Raw genomic sequence first — 15422 nt, 5'->3', positions numbered from 1 at the left:
TCCGGATATGATCTTCCCATATCAATAACTCACACCTGCACTCTCTGACTCGCAATCGCTGGCGATCGGAACCTTATAAAAACAACCAGTTACCCTACAAAATAAGCGAGTGCCCAATGAATATGGCAACAAACAGCAGTGTGATTGTGAGTGATTCCCCTGCGGCAAGGCGGGCGGGAATGAGCGAAAGCGAATGGCGAGAGGCGATCAAATTCGACAGCACCGATACGGGCTGGGTCATCATGAGTATCGGGATGGCTATCGGCGCGGGCATCGTTTTTCTTCCTGTGCAGGTCGGGTTAATGGGGCTGTGGGTGTTTTTACTCTCGTCGATAATTGGTTATCCGGCTATGTACCTGTTCCAGCGCCTGTTTATTAATACGCTGGCGGAATCACCGGAATGCAAAGATTACCCGAGCGTCATTAGCGGTTATTTAGGTAAAAACTGGGGCATCTTATTGGGTGCGCTTTATTTCGTGATGCTGGTGATCTGGATGTTTGTCTATTCCACGGCTATCACCAACGACAGCGCATCCTACCTACACACCTTCGGCGTAACCGACGGTTTGCTGTCGGAAAATCCGTTCTACGGCTTATTCCTGATCTGCATTCTGGTCGCCATTTCGTCGCGCGGTGAAAAATTGCTGTTTAAAGTCTCCAGCCTGATGGTGCTGACCAAATTATTTGTGGTGGCGGCGCTGGGGCTTTCGATGATTGGCCTCTGGCATTTAGCCAACGTCGGTATGCTGCCGCCGATGGGCCTGCTGATTAAAAACGCCATTATTACGCTGCCTTTCACCTTAACCTCCATTCTGTTTATTCAGACATTAAGCCCGATGGTGATTTCCTATCGTTCACGGGAAAAATCCGTTGAGGTGGCGCGTCATAAAGCGCTGCGGGCAATGAATATCGCCTTTGGCGTGCTGTTTGTGACGGTCTTTTTCTACGCGGTCTCCTTTACGCTGGCGATGGGGCACGACGAGGCGGTAAAAGCCTACGAGCAGAATATTTCCGCCCTGGCAATCGCAGCACAGTTCATCAGCGGTGACGGTGCGGGCTGGGTCAAAATCGTCAGCGTGATCCTCAACATTTTTGCCGTGATGACCGCGTTCTTTGGCGTCTATCTCGGCTTTCGTGAGGCGACGCAGGGCATCGTGATGAACATCCTGCGCCGCAAAATGCCGGCGGAGAAAATCAATGAAAGCACCGTCCAGCGCGGGATTATGCTGTTCGCTATCCTGCTGGCCTGGAGCGCGATTGTGTTAAACGCGCCGGTGCTGAGCTTCACCTCCATCTGTAGCCCTATTTTCGGGATGGTGGGCTGCTTAATTCCGGCGTGGCTGGTCTACAAAGTGCCCGCACTTCATAAATATAAAGGCGTATCGCTGGTGATTATTGTGATTACCGGGCTGCTGCTTTGTGTTTCTCCTTTCCTCGCCTTCTCATGAGGTTAAATAAGGTCGTAACGATGTCTGAGCAAATTAATCCTTTATGGAACCATTTTATTCGCGCTGTGCAGGAAGAGGTAAAGCCTGCGCTGGGCTGTACCGAACCCGTCTCGCTGGCGCTGGCGTGCGCGATGGCTGCCGGACAGCTTTCCGGTGAGGTAACGCGTATCGAGGCGTGGGTATCGCCGAACCTGATGAAAAACGGGCTTGGCGTAACGGTGCCCGGCACCGGTATGGTCGGTTTACCCATCGCAGCCGCGCTGGGGGCGACAGGCGGTAATGCACACGCCGGGCTGGAGGTGTTGAAAGACGCGTCGGCCGAGGCGCTAACGCGCGCCAAAGCACTGCTGAACGCGGGTCTGGTGCAGGTGAAATTGCAGGAGCCGTGCGAGGAGATCCTCTATTCACGCGCCTGCGTTTACGCCGGTGAGTCCTCGGCGATGGTGACCATCGCTGGCGAGCACACTCGCGTGGTGGAGGTGGTTTGTCAGGGCGAAACGCGCTTCAGGCTTGACGATCGTCAGAGCCATAACAACGACGATCCGCTGGCGGTGCTCTCGACCACCACGCTGTCGCAGATCCTTGAGTTTGTAGAGCAGGTGCCGTTTGATGCGATCCGCTTTATCCTCGATGCGGGGCGGCTGAACGATGCGCTCTCCCGCGAAGGTTTGCGTGGCAACTGGGGGCTACATATTGGCGCGACGCTCAATAAACAGCGCGCACGCGGCTGGATGGCGCAGGATCTGGGTTCAGACATTATTATCCGCACCAGCGCAGCCTCGGATGCCCGCATGGGAGGCGCGACGCTGCCGGCGATGAGCAACTCGGGTTCCGGGAATCAGGGCATCACCGCCACCATGCCGGTAGTGGTGGTGGCTGAGCACGTTCAGGCCGATGACGAACGGCTGGCGCGGGCGCTGATGCTCTCGCATCTGTCGGCTATCTATATCCACTACCAGCTTCCGCGCTTGTCCGCGTTGTGCGCAGCGACAACGGCCGGAATGGGGGCTGCGGCGGGGATGGCGTGGCTGATGGGCGGATCTTACCAGACCATTGCCATGGCGATCGGCAGTATGATCGGCGACGTGAGCGGGATGATCTGCGATGGGGCCTCTAACAGCTGCGCAATGAAGGTCTCGACCAGCGTCACCAGCGCCTGGAAAGCCGTGATGATGGCGCTGGATGATACTGCGGTGACGGGTAACGAGGGGATTGTGGCGCACGACGTGGAACAGTCTATCTCTAACCTGTGCGCTCTGGCGTGCCGCTCAATGCAGGCGACGGACCGGCAGATCATTGAGATTATGGCGAGTAAGATGTTGTGATTTAATCCAACCCGTTACCCCTGACCCTAACCCTCTCCCATAGGGAGAGGGAACCGATCGAGCGAGGGGGCGTGTTGATCTTAAACCGGCAAATCAATCAGCAGCGCGCGCAGCGGCGTATCGGCAACCAGGGTGATATTCGCTTCGTCACGAATAAACGCCCCGTCACCGCAGGTGAGCGCTTCTTTCTCTTCCGTATGCGTGACCGCATGCACCGTTCCGTGAATGGACTGCAAATAGGCACGCGGGCCATGAAGCTGGAAGCTCGCCTGTTCACCTTTTTTCAGTTCGATATGGTGCAACCACACCTGCTGGCGCAACTGCAAGCTGCCTTTGCTGCCGTCTGGCGAGGCAATCAGCTGCTGTTTACCGCCCTTCAGATCGATTTTTTGCACCAGCGGATTTTCCCGCTCCGGACAGGCATCCAGCCACAGCTGCATGCGGGTCAGCGTTTTATCTTTGCTGAGGTTATGCTCGCTGTAGCTAATACCTGGCTGCGTGGAAATTAACAGCGCCTCGCCAGCCTTCGCCTGGACATGATTGCCCTCGCTATCGCGGTATTCTGCCTCGCCTTCCAGGATCAGGTTCAGGATATCGACTTTAGGGTACGTGCGCGGCTGGAAGGACGCGCCCGGGGCGAGCACTTCCTGATTCAATACGCGCAGTGAAGCGTAACCGAGGAGTTTAGGGTCAAAGTAGTGTCCAAAGGAAAAGGTGTAGCGGGCCTGCAACCAACCGAAATCGGCTTGTCCGCACTGTTTCGCTGTTCTTGTCGTAATCATAAACTTGACCTCTCTTTACACTAAATCAATGGTAAAGGTATGGACGCTGCATTGTTAGCCAGATATTCTGCCTGGTATGTTCAAATTTACTGAATGAGAACGAGATGGCTAAAGAGAGAGCATTGACGCTTGAGGCGCTTCGCGTCATGGACGCGATTGACAGGCGCGGCAGTTTTGCCGCGGCGGCAGATGAACTGGGGCGCGTTCCGTCTGCCCTGAGCTATACCATGCAAAAGCTGGAAGAGGAGCTGGATGTTGTGCTCTTTGACCGTTCCGGTCATCGAACAAAATTCACCAACGTTGGGCGGATGCTGCTGGAGCGCGGCCGCGTATTGCTGGAAGCGGCGGATAAGCTGACGACGGATGCCGAAGCGCTGGCCCGCGGCTGGGAAACCCATCTGACGCTGGTGACCGAAGCGCTGGTGCCCACCGAGGCGCTGTTCCCGCTGGTGGACAGACTCGCCGCGAAAGCCAATACCCAGCTGTCGATCATCACTGAGGTGCTGGCCGGGGCGTGGGAGCGTCTTGAGACGGGCAGGGCGGATATCGTGATTGCGCCGGACATGCATTTCCGCTCATCGTCAGAAATCAATTCGCGCAAACTGTACAGCGTGATGAACGTCTACGTCGCCGCCCCGGATCACCCGATCCATCAGGAGCCGGAGCCGCTCTCTGAGGTCACGCGCGTGAAATACCGCGGTGTGGCGGTCGCGGATACCGCCCGAGAGCGCCCGGTGTTAACGGTACAGTTGCTGGATAAACAGCCGCGACTGACGGTAACGTCGCTGGAAGATAAGCGACAGGCGCTCCTGGCGGGGCTGGGCGTGGCGACTATGCCGTATCCGTTTGTCGAAAAGGACATTGCAGAAGGGCGGCTGCGCGTCGTCAGCCCGGAATACACCAGCGAAGTGGATATCATTATGGCGTGGCGTCGCGACAGCATGGGCGAAGCCAAATCGTGGTGTTTGCGTGAAATTCCCAAGCTCTTTGCCCACCACAACAAATAAGCGTAGGCCCGGTAAGCGTATGCGCCACCGGGCAGAATTTACGCGCTTGCTTTAGGATCCGGACCAAAGCGGTTTTCGCCCGGCGTTCCGCTCTGACAGTTGAAAATCAAAATCACGATCCAGCCGATAAGCGGGATCAACAGCAACAGCAGCCACCACGCCGAACGATCTGTGTCGTGGAGACGACGAAACAGTACGGCCCATGAAGGCAGCAGAACTAACACACCATAAATGGTGGTGAGAATGCCTTCACCCCCCTCGCGTTCCCAGCCGAGGATGTTGTCCACAATGCCCAGCACCATAATCAGGACGAAGTTCACCAGAACGAACATCCAGTACTCTTTACGGCGGGCACGGCCACCAAATCCAACGTAGTTGCGCAGTACCTTTAAATACCAGTCCATTTTTCCTTGCCTCTTAATCAGTCAATCACTTGTTTTCTAAGCGATCGAGGTAAGGATAGATGTATGCTGTGAATTAAAAAAGGGAATCAATTGATTCCCTAAATAATTATCCGAAACGCACGTCGCGCCCGTGCGGTTCATCCAGGTCCTGCCACGGGCCAATGGAGATAATGCCCGTTGGGTTGATGGTCTTATGACTGCGGAAATAGTGGGTGCGAATATGGTCAAAATTGACCGTCTCCGCAATCCCCGGCATCTGATAGATGTCGCGCAGGAAACCGTGTAGGTTCAGGTAATCACTGATGCGATGCTTGTCGCACTTGAAGTGGGTGACATATACCGGATCAAAGCGGATCAGCGTCGTCCACAGGCGGATGTCTGCTTCGGTGAGGCGATCGCCCGTTAAATAACGATGCTGGCCGAGGATCTGCTCCAGGCGCTCCAGGGATCCAAACACGTTGCCGACCGCTTCGTCGTACGCTTCCTGACTGGTGGCAAAGCCCGCTTTGTAGACGCCGTTGTTAACGTTGTCGTAGATCCAGCCGTTCAGCTCGTCAATTTTCTCGCGCAGCTCAACCGGGTAGTAATCCCCGGCGCGTGCACCGTGAGCGTCAAACGCGGTATTGAACATGCGAATGATTTCAGCGGATTCATTGCTGACGATCGTCTGGTTTTTCTTGTCCCACAGCACAGGCACCGTTACGCGTCCGGTGTAGTGCGGATCGGCGCGCAGATAGAGCTGATACAGGAAATCGTGATGATAAAGCTCATCACCCGTCGCGGTCGGGAAGCCACTGTCGAACGTCCAGCCGTTTTCCAGCATCAGCGGGTTGACCACCGAAACCGGAATTAACGATTCGAGACCTTTAAGTTTGCGCACAATCAGCGTGCGGTGCGCCCACGGACAGGCGAGAGAAACATACAGATGATAACGATCTTTTTCCGCCGCAAAGCCCCCTTCGCCACTCGGGCCGGGTGCGCCGTCGGCGGTCAGCCAGTTACGGAAGGCCGAAACAGAGCGCTTAAAGCGTCCACCGGTGGATTTGGTGTCATACCAGACATCCTGCCAGACGCCGTCTACGAGTTGTCCCATTTTTTACTCCTCCGTCAGATAGCAAAAGCGAGGAGATTTCTCCTCGCTTTGAATGTAATCAGTATAGCCTGCTTACCACTTCTTATTCAGAAGACGGTCGATGCTGTAGGCGCCCGGACCCATGATAGCCAGCAGCAGGAAGCCGCCCGCGATGGTCAGGTTTTTCATGAACATCAGGGAGTTCACGCCTTCCGCAAAGTTGCTGTGGAAGATGAACGCGGTCAGCAGGGTAAAGCCTGCGGTGAACAGCGCCGTGGTGCGGGTCAGGAAACCGAACAGCACTGCCAGGCCGCCGCCGAACTCAAGCAGAATGGTCAGTGGCAGCAGGAACCCCGGCACGCCCATCGCTTCCATATACTGCTGAGTGCCCGCATAGCCGGTAATTTTGCCCCAGCCTGCGGTGATGAACAGAACAGGCATCAGAATACGCGCTACCAGTACACCAACATCTTCTAATTTTTTCATTTTACTCTCCAGGAAACCACATCAGCGGCTAAACGTTATTTGCGTGCAAATTCGGGTAGATACCGCGTCTTTGCTGTCGATGGAGAGGAGTGTAAACGGGGCGGATGGCAAATGTTAGCAAGGAAAACTGTTAATCTTCTTCAAAGATATTGAGTAAGGGAGGGGGTTTTGCCGGGTGGCGGCTACGCCTTACCCGGCCTACACGCAATCGTAGGCCGGGTAAGCGCAGCGTCACCCGGCAAGAAGGCTAGCGCAACTGCTGCTGTCGCAGCGTGGTTTTCACCAGACGCCAGGCGCTCCAGGCGCCAAAGCCGCGGCGTGCCCAGCGGATCAGCATGTTAGGATGCCGAACCGACCAGATCGCCATCACGCTGCTGCCGACCAGCGCCCATGAGCGCAGGCTCAGGACCGTGTTCCAGCCGCGGTCAAACCGATGCGTGGCTTCAACCCAGTCTCGACGGCTGGCAGACAAATCCAGCCGCTGCTGCTGGATTTGGCTCAACAGATACGCTTTCCGCTTTTGACGTTCGGCTTTGTCGCTCACGACTTATCATCCTCCAGCAGGGCGCGGTCGTTGGCCAGCTCCTGGCGCGTATGGCGCAGGAAGGTCGACGTGCGCGCTTTATGCAGGGTCCAGATACCGCCTATCAGCGCCGCCACCAGCAGAACCACGGTAGTCGCAATCATCGCGTTCAGACGATACTGTGGATCGATAGCCCAGATGATTAACACCATCAGGCTCATCAGACCAAACGCGGCAAAGAGCATCGTAAGCCCAAGCATGAGCAGCATCTGGAAGAGGTTGGCTTTCTCCTCTTCCAGCTCCACTACCGCAAGCCGGACGCGCGTTTCGGCAATCCCGACCAGCGTCGTAAGAATACGCTGGCCGATGCCGAGGACGTTTTTAGCAGGCCCTTGTGCGTGACGTGGATCTTCCATAATCAACGACGCGTCAGCAGGACACCCAGCACCACACCCACTGCGGCGCCAATACCTACACCCGTCCATGGATTATCACGTACATATTCGTCTGCGCGCGCTGCCGCTTCGCGGGTCTGTTTCGCCAGCGCATCACCGGTTTCGCCCAGACGGTAACGGCTCTCTTTCAGTGCCTGCTCCGCTTTGCTGCGCAGTTTACTTACTTCTTCTTTCGATTTATCCGCAGAAGAGTTCAGCACCTCTTCCAGGGTGTCCGCCAGGGATTTCAGTTCAGCGCGCAGATTTTCTGAAGTTGTATCTTTTGACATGATTCTCTCCTGTTGAGATTTCCGTTAACTCAATAATCGCGAGCTTCCAGCGCTTTCAGTTCGTCCTGCGCCTCTTGCAACTTCCTCTCGCGCTTGGCAATTTTTTCCGCATCACCTTTCTCTTTCGCTTCCTGTAGGTCTTGACGGCGCTCGGCTATCTCGTCCTTCTGTTCAGCGATTTTTTCCTGATGATCGGCACGCAGCTTGCTGTCCGTACAGTTGTCTTTCACTTCGCTCAACGCTTTTTTCAGCCCGTCGATCCGGTGCTGATTGTTATGCTTTTCGGCATAACTGATTTCGCGTTGGATATCCTGTTCTTTCTCCTGACAAAGAGACATAGCGAAGGAAGCTGTGCTTAAAGAAAAAAGGGCCAGAGCCAGAGTGATGCGGTATTTCATTATAGAAACCTTCCATTGTGTTACGGCGTAAGCCGTGTTCCAGAACTATGCGGAGAACATCTGAGGGGTGCTCCGCGTACTTAAGCATAGTAAGTAAACGGGAGTTTCACCAAAGTAGGTGAAAATATTCGGAATCTTAGTCGTTAACCAAATCGATGCGACGTGTCGCGTAACCGTGACATCCAGGATGCTACGTGGCTGTCATCATCCTGTTGCGCAATGATGTAACCCTGCGGCAGCGTGCGGTCCAGCACGGCTTTCGCCGCGGCGCTTTGCGCACTGGAGTCAAATTTTATCAGCAGCACATCGTCTTGCGGCGTGATGCTCTTAAAGCGGATCCCGTTTGCGTCCAGATGATGCCAGATGGAAAAACCATCCGGCACGCTGGTTCCCTGGCTCACAGGACGGATAGCCAGCGTCGACTCCTGATGCTGTAGCGCAGACCACAGCAGGATAAGAGCGCTGAACATCATCAGCGCGACGATAGCGTAAGAGAAGCGGCGCAGCGCGAGCGGGGAGATAACCATCGTTAACCCCTGGCTCCGTATTTCTTCTTCCACAGTACGACCAGGGACCCGACCAGGCCAAACACCAGCAAAACGACGGGCAGCAGCATCAGGCAAGACATCAGCTGGTCTTCATATTTCATAAAGACCGGCGTTTTGCCCAGCGCGTAGCCGAGCGTGGTCAGGATCAGAACCCACAGCAAGCCGCTCATCCAGTTAAAGAACTGGAAGCGCGTGCTGCTCAGGCCGGACAGGCCCGCAATGGTGGGCAGCAGGGTGCGTACGAATGCGATAAAGCGGCCGATCAGTAAGGCGGAAAGTCCATGCTTATGGAAAAGGTGGTGCGCTCGCTGGTGGTAATGGGCCGGAAGGTGCGAAAGCCAGTTCTGAACGATTCGCGTGTTACCCAGCCATCGCCCCTGAATGTAACTCACCCAGCAGCCCAGGCTGGCGGCAATGGTCAAAAGCAGGACCGTTTGCGGGAAAGCCATCGCCCCTTTTGCACAGAGCACCCCGACCAGCACCAGCAGGCTGTCGCCGGGTAAAAAGGCAGCAGGCAGCAGACCGTTCTCAAGGAACAGGATCATAAATAACACAAAGTAGAGCATGCCAATCATGGACGGGTTGGCCAGCGTTTCGAAATCCTGAGCCCAGAGGGCGTTCAGTAGTTGGGTCAAAAGTTCCATTCAGTGTTCCTGGAAATCGGTTAACGTCACGCCTGTCATTCGGGAAAACAGCACGGCGACATTGTTATGATTTCATTATGGTCGCTCGCGGACACATTGATGTGTGGCCAACACTGTTCCCTGTTAATTGGCTGGTTAGCAAGCACTAACTTACAAAATAACGAAGTGAATCCAATTGTAACAAAGCCCGACGTTCTGCGTCACAGAATTTGAGGGGAAACACGATTTTGGCGTAAGCCACGGAGGGGAGCGAGAAATTTTACAAAGGCTGACACTATAGAGGTTTTCTTACCCTGTCTGGCCGGAAGGCGCGGCGGTGCGCCTGCCAGCAGTTCGGGGAGTTATTTTGCGGGATTAGTCGCGGTATCGAGGTGAACGACCGGATTATCGGCAAAAAGATAGCGGTCAGCGTTAAATTCAAAGTCATCACTTGTTTCATTAAACAGCATCTGTTTGGTGTTCTCCAGGTGCTGCCACATTGCCAGTTTCGCCGCATGCGGATCTTTACGAATCAGAGCCTTAAGAATCTGGTCGTGGTCGTCACACCAGTTGTCTACCGTGCGGGAATCAATGTGATCGTGTAATTTCTTCCAGTACGGGTTGTGAACGCGCTGAGTCCACATTTTTTCAACGATTGCCGCCAGCGCCGTATTCTGAGTCGCAAGGGCGACCTGGACGTGGAATTGCAGGTCCCATTCGGAATCGCGGAAACATTTTTCTTTACGCGCATGATCCTGGATTTCCATCAGCTTCATGATGTCCTGCTTGGTCACCTGCGTCGCAGCAAATTCCGCAATGTTGCTTTCAATCAGCTGGCGAGCCTGGAGAAGCTCAAACGGACCGTAGCTAGCAAACTCCAGACTTTCGTCCGGGGTGGGGGAGTGTTTCGCCTGGCTGGAAATCACATGAATGCCGGAACCTTTGCGTACCTCAACATACCCTTCCACTTCCAGCATGATGATGGCTTCGCGGACCACCGTGCGGCTGACGCTTTTTTCATCCGCAATGAAACGCTCTGCGGGAAGTTTATCACCGACAAGATAGACCCCTTGCTCGATGCGATCTTTCAGCTCGGCGGCAAGTTGTTGATATAAACGACGTGATTCGGTGATTTCCATATGCGCTCCAGGCAGGGTACGGCGAATGATTTGTTATACCACTTTTGCGTGCCACTCTCCAGATTTCACCATGAAAAAAGCCGCCCGTAGGCGGCTTTTGAGAAGATTTTGCCGGGTGCGCTTCGCTTGCGCGGGCCTATGGGTTTTGTAGGCCGGGTAAGGCGTAGCCGCCACCCGGCACAACAACGCTAACTCTGCGTCGCCGGTCCCCCAAGGGACTCTTTCGCTAGTTCATCGGCGGATTTGCTCTTCAGCACCGTCCAGATAACCACCGCACCCATCAGGTCGAAGATAGCCAGTACCGCGAACAGCGGGCTGAAACCAATGGTATCTGCCAGCGCGCCGACCACCAGCGCAAACAGGGTACTTGCGGTCCAGGCGGCCATCCCGGTCAGGCCGTTGGCGGTAGCGACTTCGTTACGACCAAACACGTCGGACGAGAGCGTAATCAGCGCACCGGACAGAGACTGGTGAGCAAAGCCCCCGATACACAGCAGGGCGATAGCCACGTAAGGGCTGGTGAACAGGCCGATCATGCCCGGGCCGATCATCAGCAGGGCGCCCATGGTGACCACCATCTTACGGGACACAATCAGGTTCACGCCAAACCAGCGCTGGAACAGCGGTGGCAGGTAGCCGCCGACGATACAGCCCAGGTCTGCAAACAGCATTGGCATCCAGGCGAACATCGCGATCTCTTTCAGGTTAAAGCCGTAAACTTTAAACATGAACAGCGGGATCCAGGCGTTAAATGTCCCCCAGGCCGGTTCTGCCAGGAAGCGTGGCAGAGCGATACCCCAGAACTGACGGGTGCCCAGGATCTGCCAGACGGACATCTTTTTGCCGTTGTCGGTCTGATGCTGAGATTCCTGACCATTGATAATGTAGTCACGTTCTTCGTCAGACAGCTTTTTCTGATCGCGTGGGTGTTTATAGAAGATCAGCCACGCCATGGCCCAGGCAAAGCTCAGCACACCGGAGATGATGAACGCCATCTGCCAGCTGTGCATCACAATCGCCCACACCACCAGTGGCGGAGCAATCATCGCCCCGATGGAGGAGCCCACGTTGAAGTAACCGACAGCGATAGAACGCTCTTTTGCCGGGAACCATTCAGAGCTGGCTTTCAGACCCGCGGGGATCATCGCTGCTTCGGCAGCACCTACCGCACCACGCGCCAGCGCCAGTCCGCCCCAACTGCCGGCCAGCGCGGTCGCCCCACAGAAGACGGCCCAGGCTACAGCGAAGAAGGCATAACCAATTTTTGTACCCAGAATATCAAGAACATAACCTGCTACAGGCTGCATTACGGTGTAAGCGGCAGAGTAAGCCGCAATGATGTAAGAGTATTGCTGCGTGGAGATATGTAACTCTTCCATCAACGTTGGCGCCGCTGCTGCCACGGTGTTACGTGTCAGGTAGCCCAGCACGGTGCCGAGCGTCACCAGTGCGATCATGTACCAACGTAACCCTTTAATTTTACGCATGTAAAACCTCATCGTTATGTTATTTCCGTGTCGGGACACGGCAACAACTCAACCGTTGCCGGGAGTTGTTCTGTAACGGGAGGGGCGTAACCGGGAACCTGTCCCGGAACGGCCCGAACCTTGCCATAAGTAATCGTGCTAAGTCGGCTTCCGTACCGTTAAATCCGATGTATCAAACACCGGTAATGCATTCCGTCGGCTTATAGTTTGCGACGGCGAAAAGATAACTTGTCATACAACTTTAAAAGGTGAGTGACATCACAAAAGTGTGAATCTTTGTAGGGACATTATGCGGCGTGCGCAAAGCCAGAACTGGCGCGGTCTGCGAGAGGGTTTACCCCTTTGAGGGTAATTTATTTGTCGACGTTTATTGATCTAACTCACGAAAAAAACGTCGGACTCTGGAAATTGGTGTGATAACTTTGCAGCATCTGAACATAAGCTTTCTGACGCTCCCGTAATGAGGAAGACGATAATGACACCGTTTATGACCGACGATTTTCTGCTAGATACCGAATTTGCTCGCCGCCTGTACCACGACTACGCAAAAGACCAGCCAATTTTCGACTACCACTGCCATTTACCGCCGCAGCAGGTTGCCGAAAATTACCGTTTCAAAAACCTGTATGATATCTGGCTGAAGGGTGACCACTATAAGTGGCGCGCAATGCGCACCAACGGCGTGGCCGAGCGCCTGTGTACCGGCGACGCGACCGATCGCGAGAAGTTTGACGCCTGGGCCGCTACCGTTCCTCACACCATCGGTAACCCGTTATACCACTGGACGCACCTCGAACTGCGTCGTCCGTTTGGTATCACCGGCAAGCTGCTCTCTCCCGCCACGGCGGATGAAATCTGGGATCAGTGCAACGAACTGCTGGCGCAGGATAGCTTCTCGGCGCGCGGCATCATGCAGCAGATGAACGTGAAGATGGTGGGCACCACCGACGATCCGGTCGACTCTCTGGAACATCACGCGGTTGTCGCGAAGGACAGCACGTTTGACATCAAAGTGCTGCCAAGCTGGCGCCCGGATAAAGCCTTCAACATCGAGCTGCCGACCTTTAACGACTACATGGCGAAGCTGGCGGAAGTTTCGGATACCGACATTCGTCGCTTTGACGATCTGCAAACCGCGCTGACCAAACGTCTGGATCACTTTGCCGCACACGGCTGTAAAGTGTCTGACCACGCGCTGGACGTAGTGCTGTTCGCGGAATCCAGTGAAGCTGAGCTGGACAGTATTCTGGCGCGTCGTCTCTCCGGCGAAGCCCTGAGCGAGCACGAAGTGGCGCAGTTTAAAACCGCGGTGCTGGTGTTCCTCGGTGCGGAATATGCCCGTCGCGGCTGGGTTCAGCAGTATCACATCGGCGCGCTGCGTAATAACAACCAGCGTCAGTTCAAACTGCTGGGCGCGGACGTAGGCTTTGACTCCATCAACGACCGTCCGCTGGCGGAAGAGCTGTCAAAACTGCTGAGCAAACAGAACGAGCAAAACCTGCTGCCAAAAACCATTCTGTACTGCCTGAACCCGCGCGATAACGAAGTGCTGGGCACTATGATCGGCAACTTCCAGGGCGAAGGGATGCCGGGCAAGATGCAGTTCGGTTCCGGCTGGTGGTTTAACGATCAGAAAGACGGCATGGAGCGTCAGATGACGCAGCTGGCGCAGCTCGGCCTGCTGAGCCGCTTCGTTGGCATGCTGACCGACAGCCGCAGTTTCCTCTCCTATACCCGCCATGAATATTTCCGCCGCATTCTGTGCCAGATGATTGGCCGCTGGGTGCACGCGGGCGAAGCGCCAGCGGATATCCAGCTGCTGGGCGAAATGGTGAGAAACATCTGCTTTAACAATGCGCGTGACTACTTCGCCATTGAACTGAACTAAGGCCGTTTGAGGTTGATATGCAATACATCAAAATCCATTCGCTGGATAACGTTGCCGTCGCGCTGGCCGATTTAGCCGAAGGGACGGAAGTGACCTTCGACAACCAGTCGGTGACGTTACGCCAGGCCATTGGACGTGGACATAAGTTTGCCCTGATCCCCATCGCGAAAGGGGAGAACGTGGTGAAGTACGGTTTGCCCATCGGTCATGCGCTGGCGGATATTGCGCCGGGTGAATACATTCATTCCCACAATACCCGCACCAATCTCAGCGATCTGGACGAGTACAGCTATCAACCTGACTTCCAGGCAGAAGAAGGACAGGCGGCCGATCGTGAGGTGCAGATCTACCGCCGCGCCAGCGGGGAGGTGGGGATCCGCAATGAACTGTGGATCCTCCCGACCGTCGGCTGCGTGAACGGGATCGCGCGTCAAATTCAGACGCGTTTCCTGAAAGAGACCAACAATGCTGAAGGCACCGACGGCGTGCATCTGTTCAGCCATACCTACGGTTGTTCCCAGCTGGGCGACGACCACATCAATACCCGCACCATGCTGCAAAATATGGTGCGTCACCCGAACGCGGGGGCGGTGCTGGTGATTGGCCTCGGCTGTGAAAACAATCAGGTCGACGCCTTCCGCGACACGCTGGGCGAGTTCGATCCTGAGCGCGTGCACTTTATGGTGTGTCAGCACCAGGACGACGAAGTGGAAGCGGGCGTTGAACAGCTGCACCAGCTGTATGAGGTGATGCGTCACGACAAGCGCGAGCCGGGCAAGCTGAGTGAACTGAAGTTTGGCCTGGAGTGCGGCGGATCTGACGGGCTTTCCGGCATTACCGCTAACCCGATGCTGGGCCGCTTCTCAGATTACGTGATTGCCAACGGTGGCACCACGGTGCTGACCGAAGTGCCGGAGATGTTCGGCGCAGAGCGCATTCTGATGAGCCACTGCCGCGACGAAGAGACCTTTGAGAAGACCGTCACCATGGTCAACGATTTCAAACAGTACTTCATCGCCCATAACCAGCCGATTTATGAGAACCCGTCGCCGGGTAACAAGGCGGGTGGGATCACCACGCTGGAAGAGAAATCCCTGGGCTGCACCCAGAAAGCGGGCGCCAGCCAGGTAGTGGACGTGCTGCGCTACGGTGAACGGCTGAAAACGCACGGTCTGAACCTGCTGAGCGCACCGGGCAACGATGCGGTCGCCACCAGTGCGCTGGCGGGAGCGGGCTGTCACATGGTGCTGTTCAGTACCGGGCGCGGCACGCCGTACGGCGGATTTGTGCCAACGGTGAAAATCGCCACTAACAGCGAGCTGGCGGCGAAGAAAAAACACTGGATCGACTTTGATGCCGGCCAGCTGATTCACGGCAAAGCGATGCCGCAGCTGCTGAGCGAATTCGTGGACACGATTGTGGAATTTGCCAGCGGCAGGCAGACCTGCAACGAGAAGAACGACTTCCGCGAGCTGGCGATCTTTAAGAGTGGTGTGACGCTATAAGTCGGGTGCGGGCTGGTGCCCTCACCCCGGCCCTCTCCCACAGGGAGAGGGTGCAAACACTAA

Annotated in this window: 17 protein-coding genes; 5 read left to right on the top strand and 12 right to left on the bottom strand. The window is 55.5% G+C overall.

What is annotated here, in order from left to right; all coding sequences use genetic code 11:
• The first annotated feature begins 116 nt into the window (after window positions 1–116).
• A complete protein-coding gene (locus ACOTY5_RS12415; protein WP_017693942.1) occupies window positions 117–1448 on the top strand; it encodes an amino acid permease in 1332 nt (443 codons plus the stop codon).
• Between the two features lie 20 nt (window positions 1449–1468).
• On the top strand, window positions 1469–2773 hold the full coding sequence (locus ACOTY5_RS12410; RefSeq protein WP_045141793.1) for a serine dehydratase subunit alpha family protein: 1305 nt from the start codon (window positions 1469–1471) through the stop codon (window positions 2771–2773).
• Between the two features lie 80 nt (window positions 2774–2853).
• On the opposite strand, the gene ACOTY5_RS12405 is transcribed toward ACOTY5_RS12410, so the two are convergent.
• Window positions 2854–3555, bottom strand: a complete 702-nt coding sequence (locus ACOTY5_RS12405) for a pirin family protein (RefSeq protein WP_017382430.1) — start codon at window positions 3553–3555, stop codon at window positions 2854–2856.
• Window positions 3556–3659: 104 nt separating this feature from the next.
• Here ACOTY5_RS12405 and yhaJ point away from each other — a divergent pair, with 104 nt between their 5' ends.
• Window positions 3660–4562 carry a DNA-binding transcriptional regulator YhaJ gene (gene yhaJ / locus ACOTY5_RS12400; protein WP_003862655.1) on the top strand — a complete coding sequence of 301 codons (903 nt, stop codon included), beginning with the start codon at window positions 3660–3662 and terminating at the stop codon, window positions 4560–4562.
• A gap of 38 nt (window positions 4563–4600) precedes the next feature.
• On the opposite strand, the gene ACOTY5_RS12395 is transcribed toward yhaJ, so the two are convergent.
• The 11 genes from ACOTY5_RS12395 to ACOTY5_RS12345 all read right to left on the bottom strand — a co-directional run bounded on the left by ACOTY5_RS12395 (window position 4601) and on the right by ACOTY5_RS12345 (window position 11966).
• Complete coding sequence (locus tag ACOTY5_RS12395) at window positions 4601–4966, bottom strand: DUF805 domain-containing protein (RefSeq protein WP_045141794.1); 366 nt, start codon at window positions 4964–4966, stop codon at window positions 4601–4603.
• 106 nt (window positions 4967–5072) lie between these two features.
• On the bottom strand, window positions 5073–6059 hold the full coding sequence (locus tag ACOTY5_RS12390) for a glutathione S-transferase family protein (RefSeq protein WP_045141795.1): 987 nt from the start codon (window positions 6057–6059) through the stop codon (window positions 5073–5075).
• Between the two features lie 72 nt (window positions 6060–6131).
• Window positions 6132–6524, bottom strand: coding sequence for a DoxX family protein (locus ACOTY5_RS12385; protein ID WP_045141796.1), 393 nt, complete (start codon window positions 6522–6524; stop codon window positions 6132–6134).
• Window positions 6525–6771: 247 nt separating this feature from the next.
• Window positions 6772–7068 carry a YqjK-like family protein gene (locus ACOTY5_RS12380; protein ID WP_003862649.1) on the bottom strand — a complete coding sequence of 99 codons (297 nt, stop codon included), beginning with the start codon at window positions 7066–7068 and terminating at the stop codon, window positions 6772–6774.
• Window positions 7065–7463 carry a phage holin family protein gene (locus ACOTY5_RS12375; protein WP_003862647.1) on the bottom strand — a complete coding sequence of 133 codons (399 nt, stop codon included), beginning with the start codon at window positions 7461–7463 and terminating at the stop codon, window positions 7065–7067. The genes ACOTY5_RS12380 and ACOTY5_RS12375 overlap by 4 nt, the downstream gene beginning before the upstream one ends.
• Window positions 7464–7465: 2 nt before the next feature.
• Window positions 7466–7771 (bottom strand): DUF883 family protein, encoded by a 306-nt coding sequence (locus ACOTY5_RS12370; protein WP_003862645.1) that lies wholly within the window; start codon window positions 7769–7771, stop codon window positions 7466–7468.
• A 29-nt stretch (window positions 7772–7800) separates the two neighbouring features.
• A complete protein-coding gene (locus ACOTY5_RS12365) occupies window positions 7801–8169 on the bottom strand; it encodes a DUF1090 domain-containing protein (RefSeq protein WP_017382428.1) in 369 nt (122 codons plus the stop codon).
• 143 nt (window positions 8170–8312) lie between these two features.
• Window positions 8313–8696 carry an EnvZ/OmpR regulon moderator MzrA gene (mzrA, locus tag ACOTY5_RS12360; RefSeq protein ID WP_003862640.1) on the bottom strand — a complete coding sequence of 128 codons (384 nt, stop codon included), beginning with the start codon at window positions 8694–8696 and terminating at the stop codon, window positions 8313–8315.
• Window positions 8697–8698: 2 nt separating this feature from the next.
• Window positions 8699–9361 (bottom strand): DedA family general envelope maintenance protein YqjA, encoded by a 663-nt coding sequence (yqjA, locus tag ACOTY5_RS12355; RefSeq protein ID WP_003862638.1) that lies wholly within the window; start codon window positions 9359–9361, stop codon window positions 8699–8701.
• Window positions 9362–9702: 341 nt separating this feature from the next.
• Entirely contained in the window at window positions 9703–10479 is a 777-nt protein-coding gene (gene exuR / locus ACOTY5_RS12350) for a transcriptional regulator ExuR (RefSeq protein ID WP_045141797.1), read from the bottom strand.
• A gap of 188 nt (window positions 10480–10667) precedes the next feature.
• Window positions 10668–11966, bottom strand: a complete 1299-nt coding sequence (locus tag ACOTY5_RS12345; RefSeq protein ID WP_015571942.1) for an MFS transporter — start codon at window positions 11964–11966, stop codon at window positions 10668–10670.
• A gap of 475 nt (window positions 11967–12441) precedes the next feature.
• Here ACOTY5_RS12345 and uxaC point away from each other — a divergent pair, with 475 nt between their 5' ends.
• Together uxaC and ACOTY5_RS12335 are read left to right on the top strand one after the other, a co-directional pair.
• Entirely contained in the window at window positions 12442–13854 is a 1413-nt protein-coding gene (uxaC, locus tag ACOTY5_RS12340; protein ID WP_045141798.1) for a glucuronate isomerase, read from the top strand.
• A gap of 17 nt (window positions 13855–13871) precedes the next feature.
• Window positions 13872–15359 (top strand): UxaA family hydrolase, encoded by a 1488-nt coding sequence (locus ACOTY5_RS12335; RefSeq protein WP_015571940.1) that lies wholly within the window; start codon window positions 13872–13874, stop codon window positions 15357–15359.
• The last annotated feature ends 63 nt before the right edge of the window (window positions 15360–15422 follow it).

Origin of the sequence: Enterobacter cloacae complex sp. SHL018 (genome assembly GCF_049237905.1) — a bacterium.
GTDB classification, from domain to species: Bacteria; Pseudomonadota; Gammaproteobacteria; order Enterobacterales; family Enterobacteriaceae; genus Enterobacter; species Enterobacter hormaechei_C.
The sequence above is the reverse complement of the archived record's forward strand: the minus strand, read 5'-3'. Positions and strand labels throughout refer to the sequence as shown.

Bases quoted from the DNA above. Each gene is read 5' to 3' on its own strand.
- ACOTY5_RS12415 (WP_017693942.1), top strand. From the start codon at position 117: ATGAATATGGCAACAAACAGCAGTGTGATTGTGAGTGATTCCCCTGCG.
- ACOTY5_RS12410 (WP_045141793.1), top strand. From the start codon at position 1,469: ATGTCTGAGCAAATTAATCCTTTATGGAACCATTTTATTCGCGCTGTG.
- ACOTY5_RS12405 (WP_017382430.1), bottom strand. From the start codon at position 3,555: ATGATTACGACAAGAACAGCGAAACAGTGCGGACAAGCCGATTTCGGT.
- yhaJ (WP_003862655.1), top strand. From the start codon at position 3,660: ATGGCTAAAGAGAGAGCATTGACGCTTGAGGCGCTTCGCGTCATGGAC.
- ACOTY5_RS12395 (WP_045141794.1), bottom strand. From the start codon at position 4,966: ATGGACTGGTATTTAAAGGTACTGCGCAACTACGTTGGATTTGGTGGC.
- ACOTY5_RS12390 (WP_045141795.1), bottom strand. From the start codon at position 6,059: ATGGGACAACTCGTAGACGGCGTCTGGCAGGATGTCTGGTATGACACC.
- ACOTY5_RS12385 (WP_045141796.1), bottom strand. From the start codon at position 6,524: ATGAAAAAATTAGAAGATGTTGGTGTACTGGTAGCGCGTATTCTGATG.
- ACOTY5_RS12375 (WP_003862647.1), bottom strand. From the start codon at position 7,463: ATGGAAGATCCACGTCACGCACAAGGGCCTGCTAAAAACGTCCTCGGC.
- ACOTY5_RS12370 (WP_003862645.1), bottom strand. From the start codon at position 7,771: ATGTCAAAAGATACAACTTCAGAAAATCTGCGCGCTGAACTGAAATCC.
- ACOTY5_RS12365 (WP_017382428.1), bottom strand. From the start codon at position 8,169: ATGAAATACCGCATCACTCTGGCTCTGGCCCTTTTTTCTTTAAGCACA.
- mzrA (WP_003862640.1), bottom strand. From the start codon at position 8,696: ATGGTTATCTCCCCGCTCGCGCTGCGCCGCTTCTCTTACGCTATCGTC.
- yqjA (WP_003862638.1), bottom strand. From the start codon at position 9,361: ATGGAACTTTTGACCCAACTACTGAACGCCCTCTGGGCTCAGGATTTC.
- exuR (WP_045141797.1), bottom strand. From the start codon at position 10,479: ATGGAAATCACCGAATCACGTCGTTTATATCAACAACTTGCCGCCGAG.
- ACOTY5_RS12345 (WP_015571942.1), bottom strand. From the start codon at position 11,966: ATGCGTAAAATTAAAGGGTTACGTTGGTACATGATCGCACTGGTGACG.
- uxaC (WP_045141798.1), top strand. From the start codon at position 12,442: ATGACACCGTTTATGACCGACGATTTTCTGCTAGATACCGAATTTGCT.
- ACOTY5_RS12335 (WP_015571940.1), top strand. From the start codon at position 13,872: ATGCAATACATCAAAATCCATTCGCTGGATAACGTTGCCGTCGCGCTG.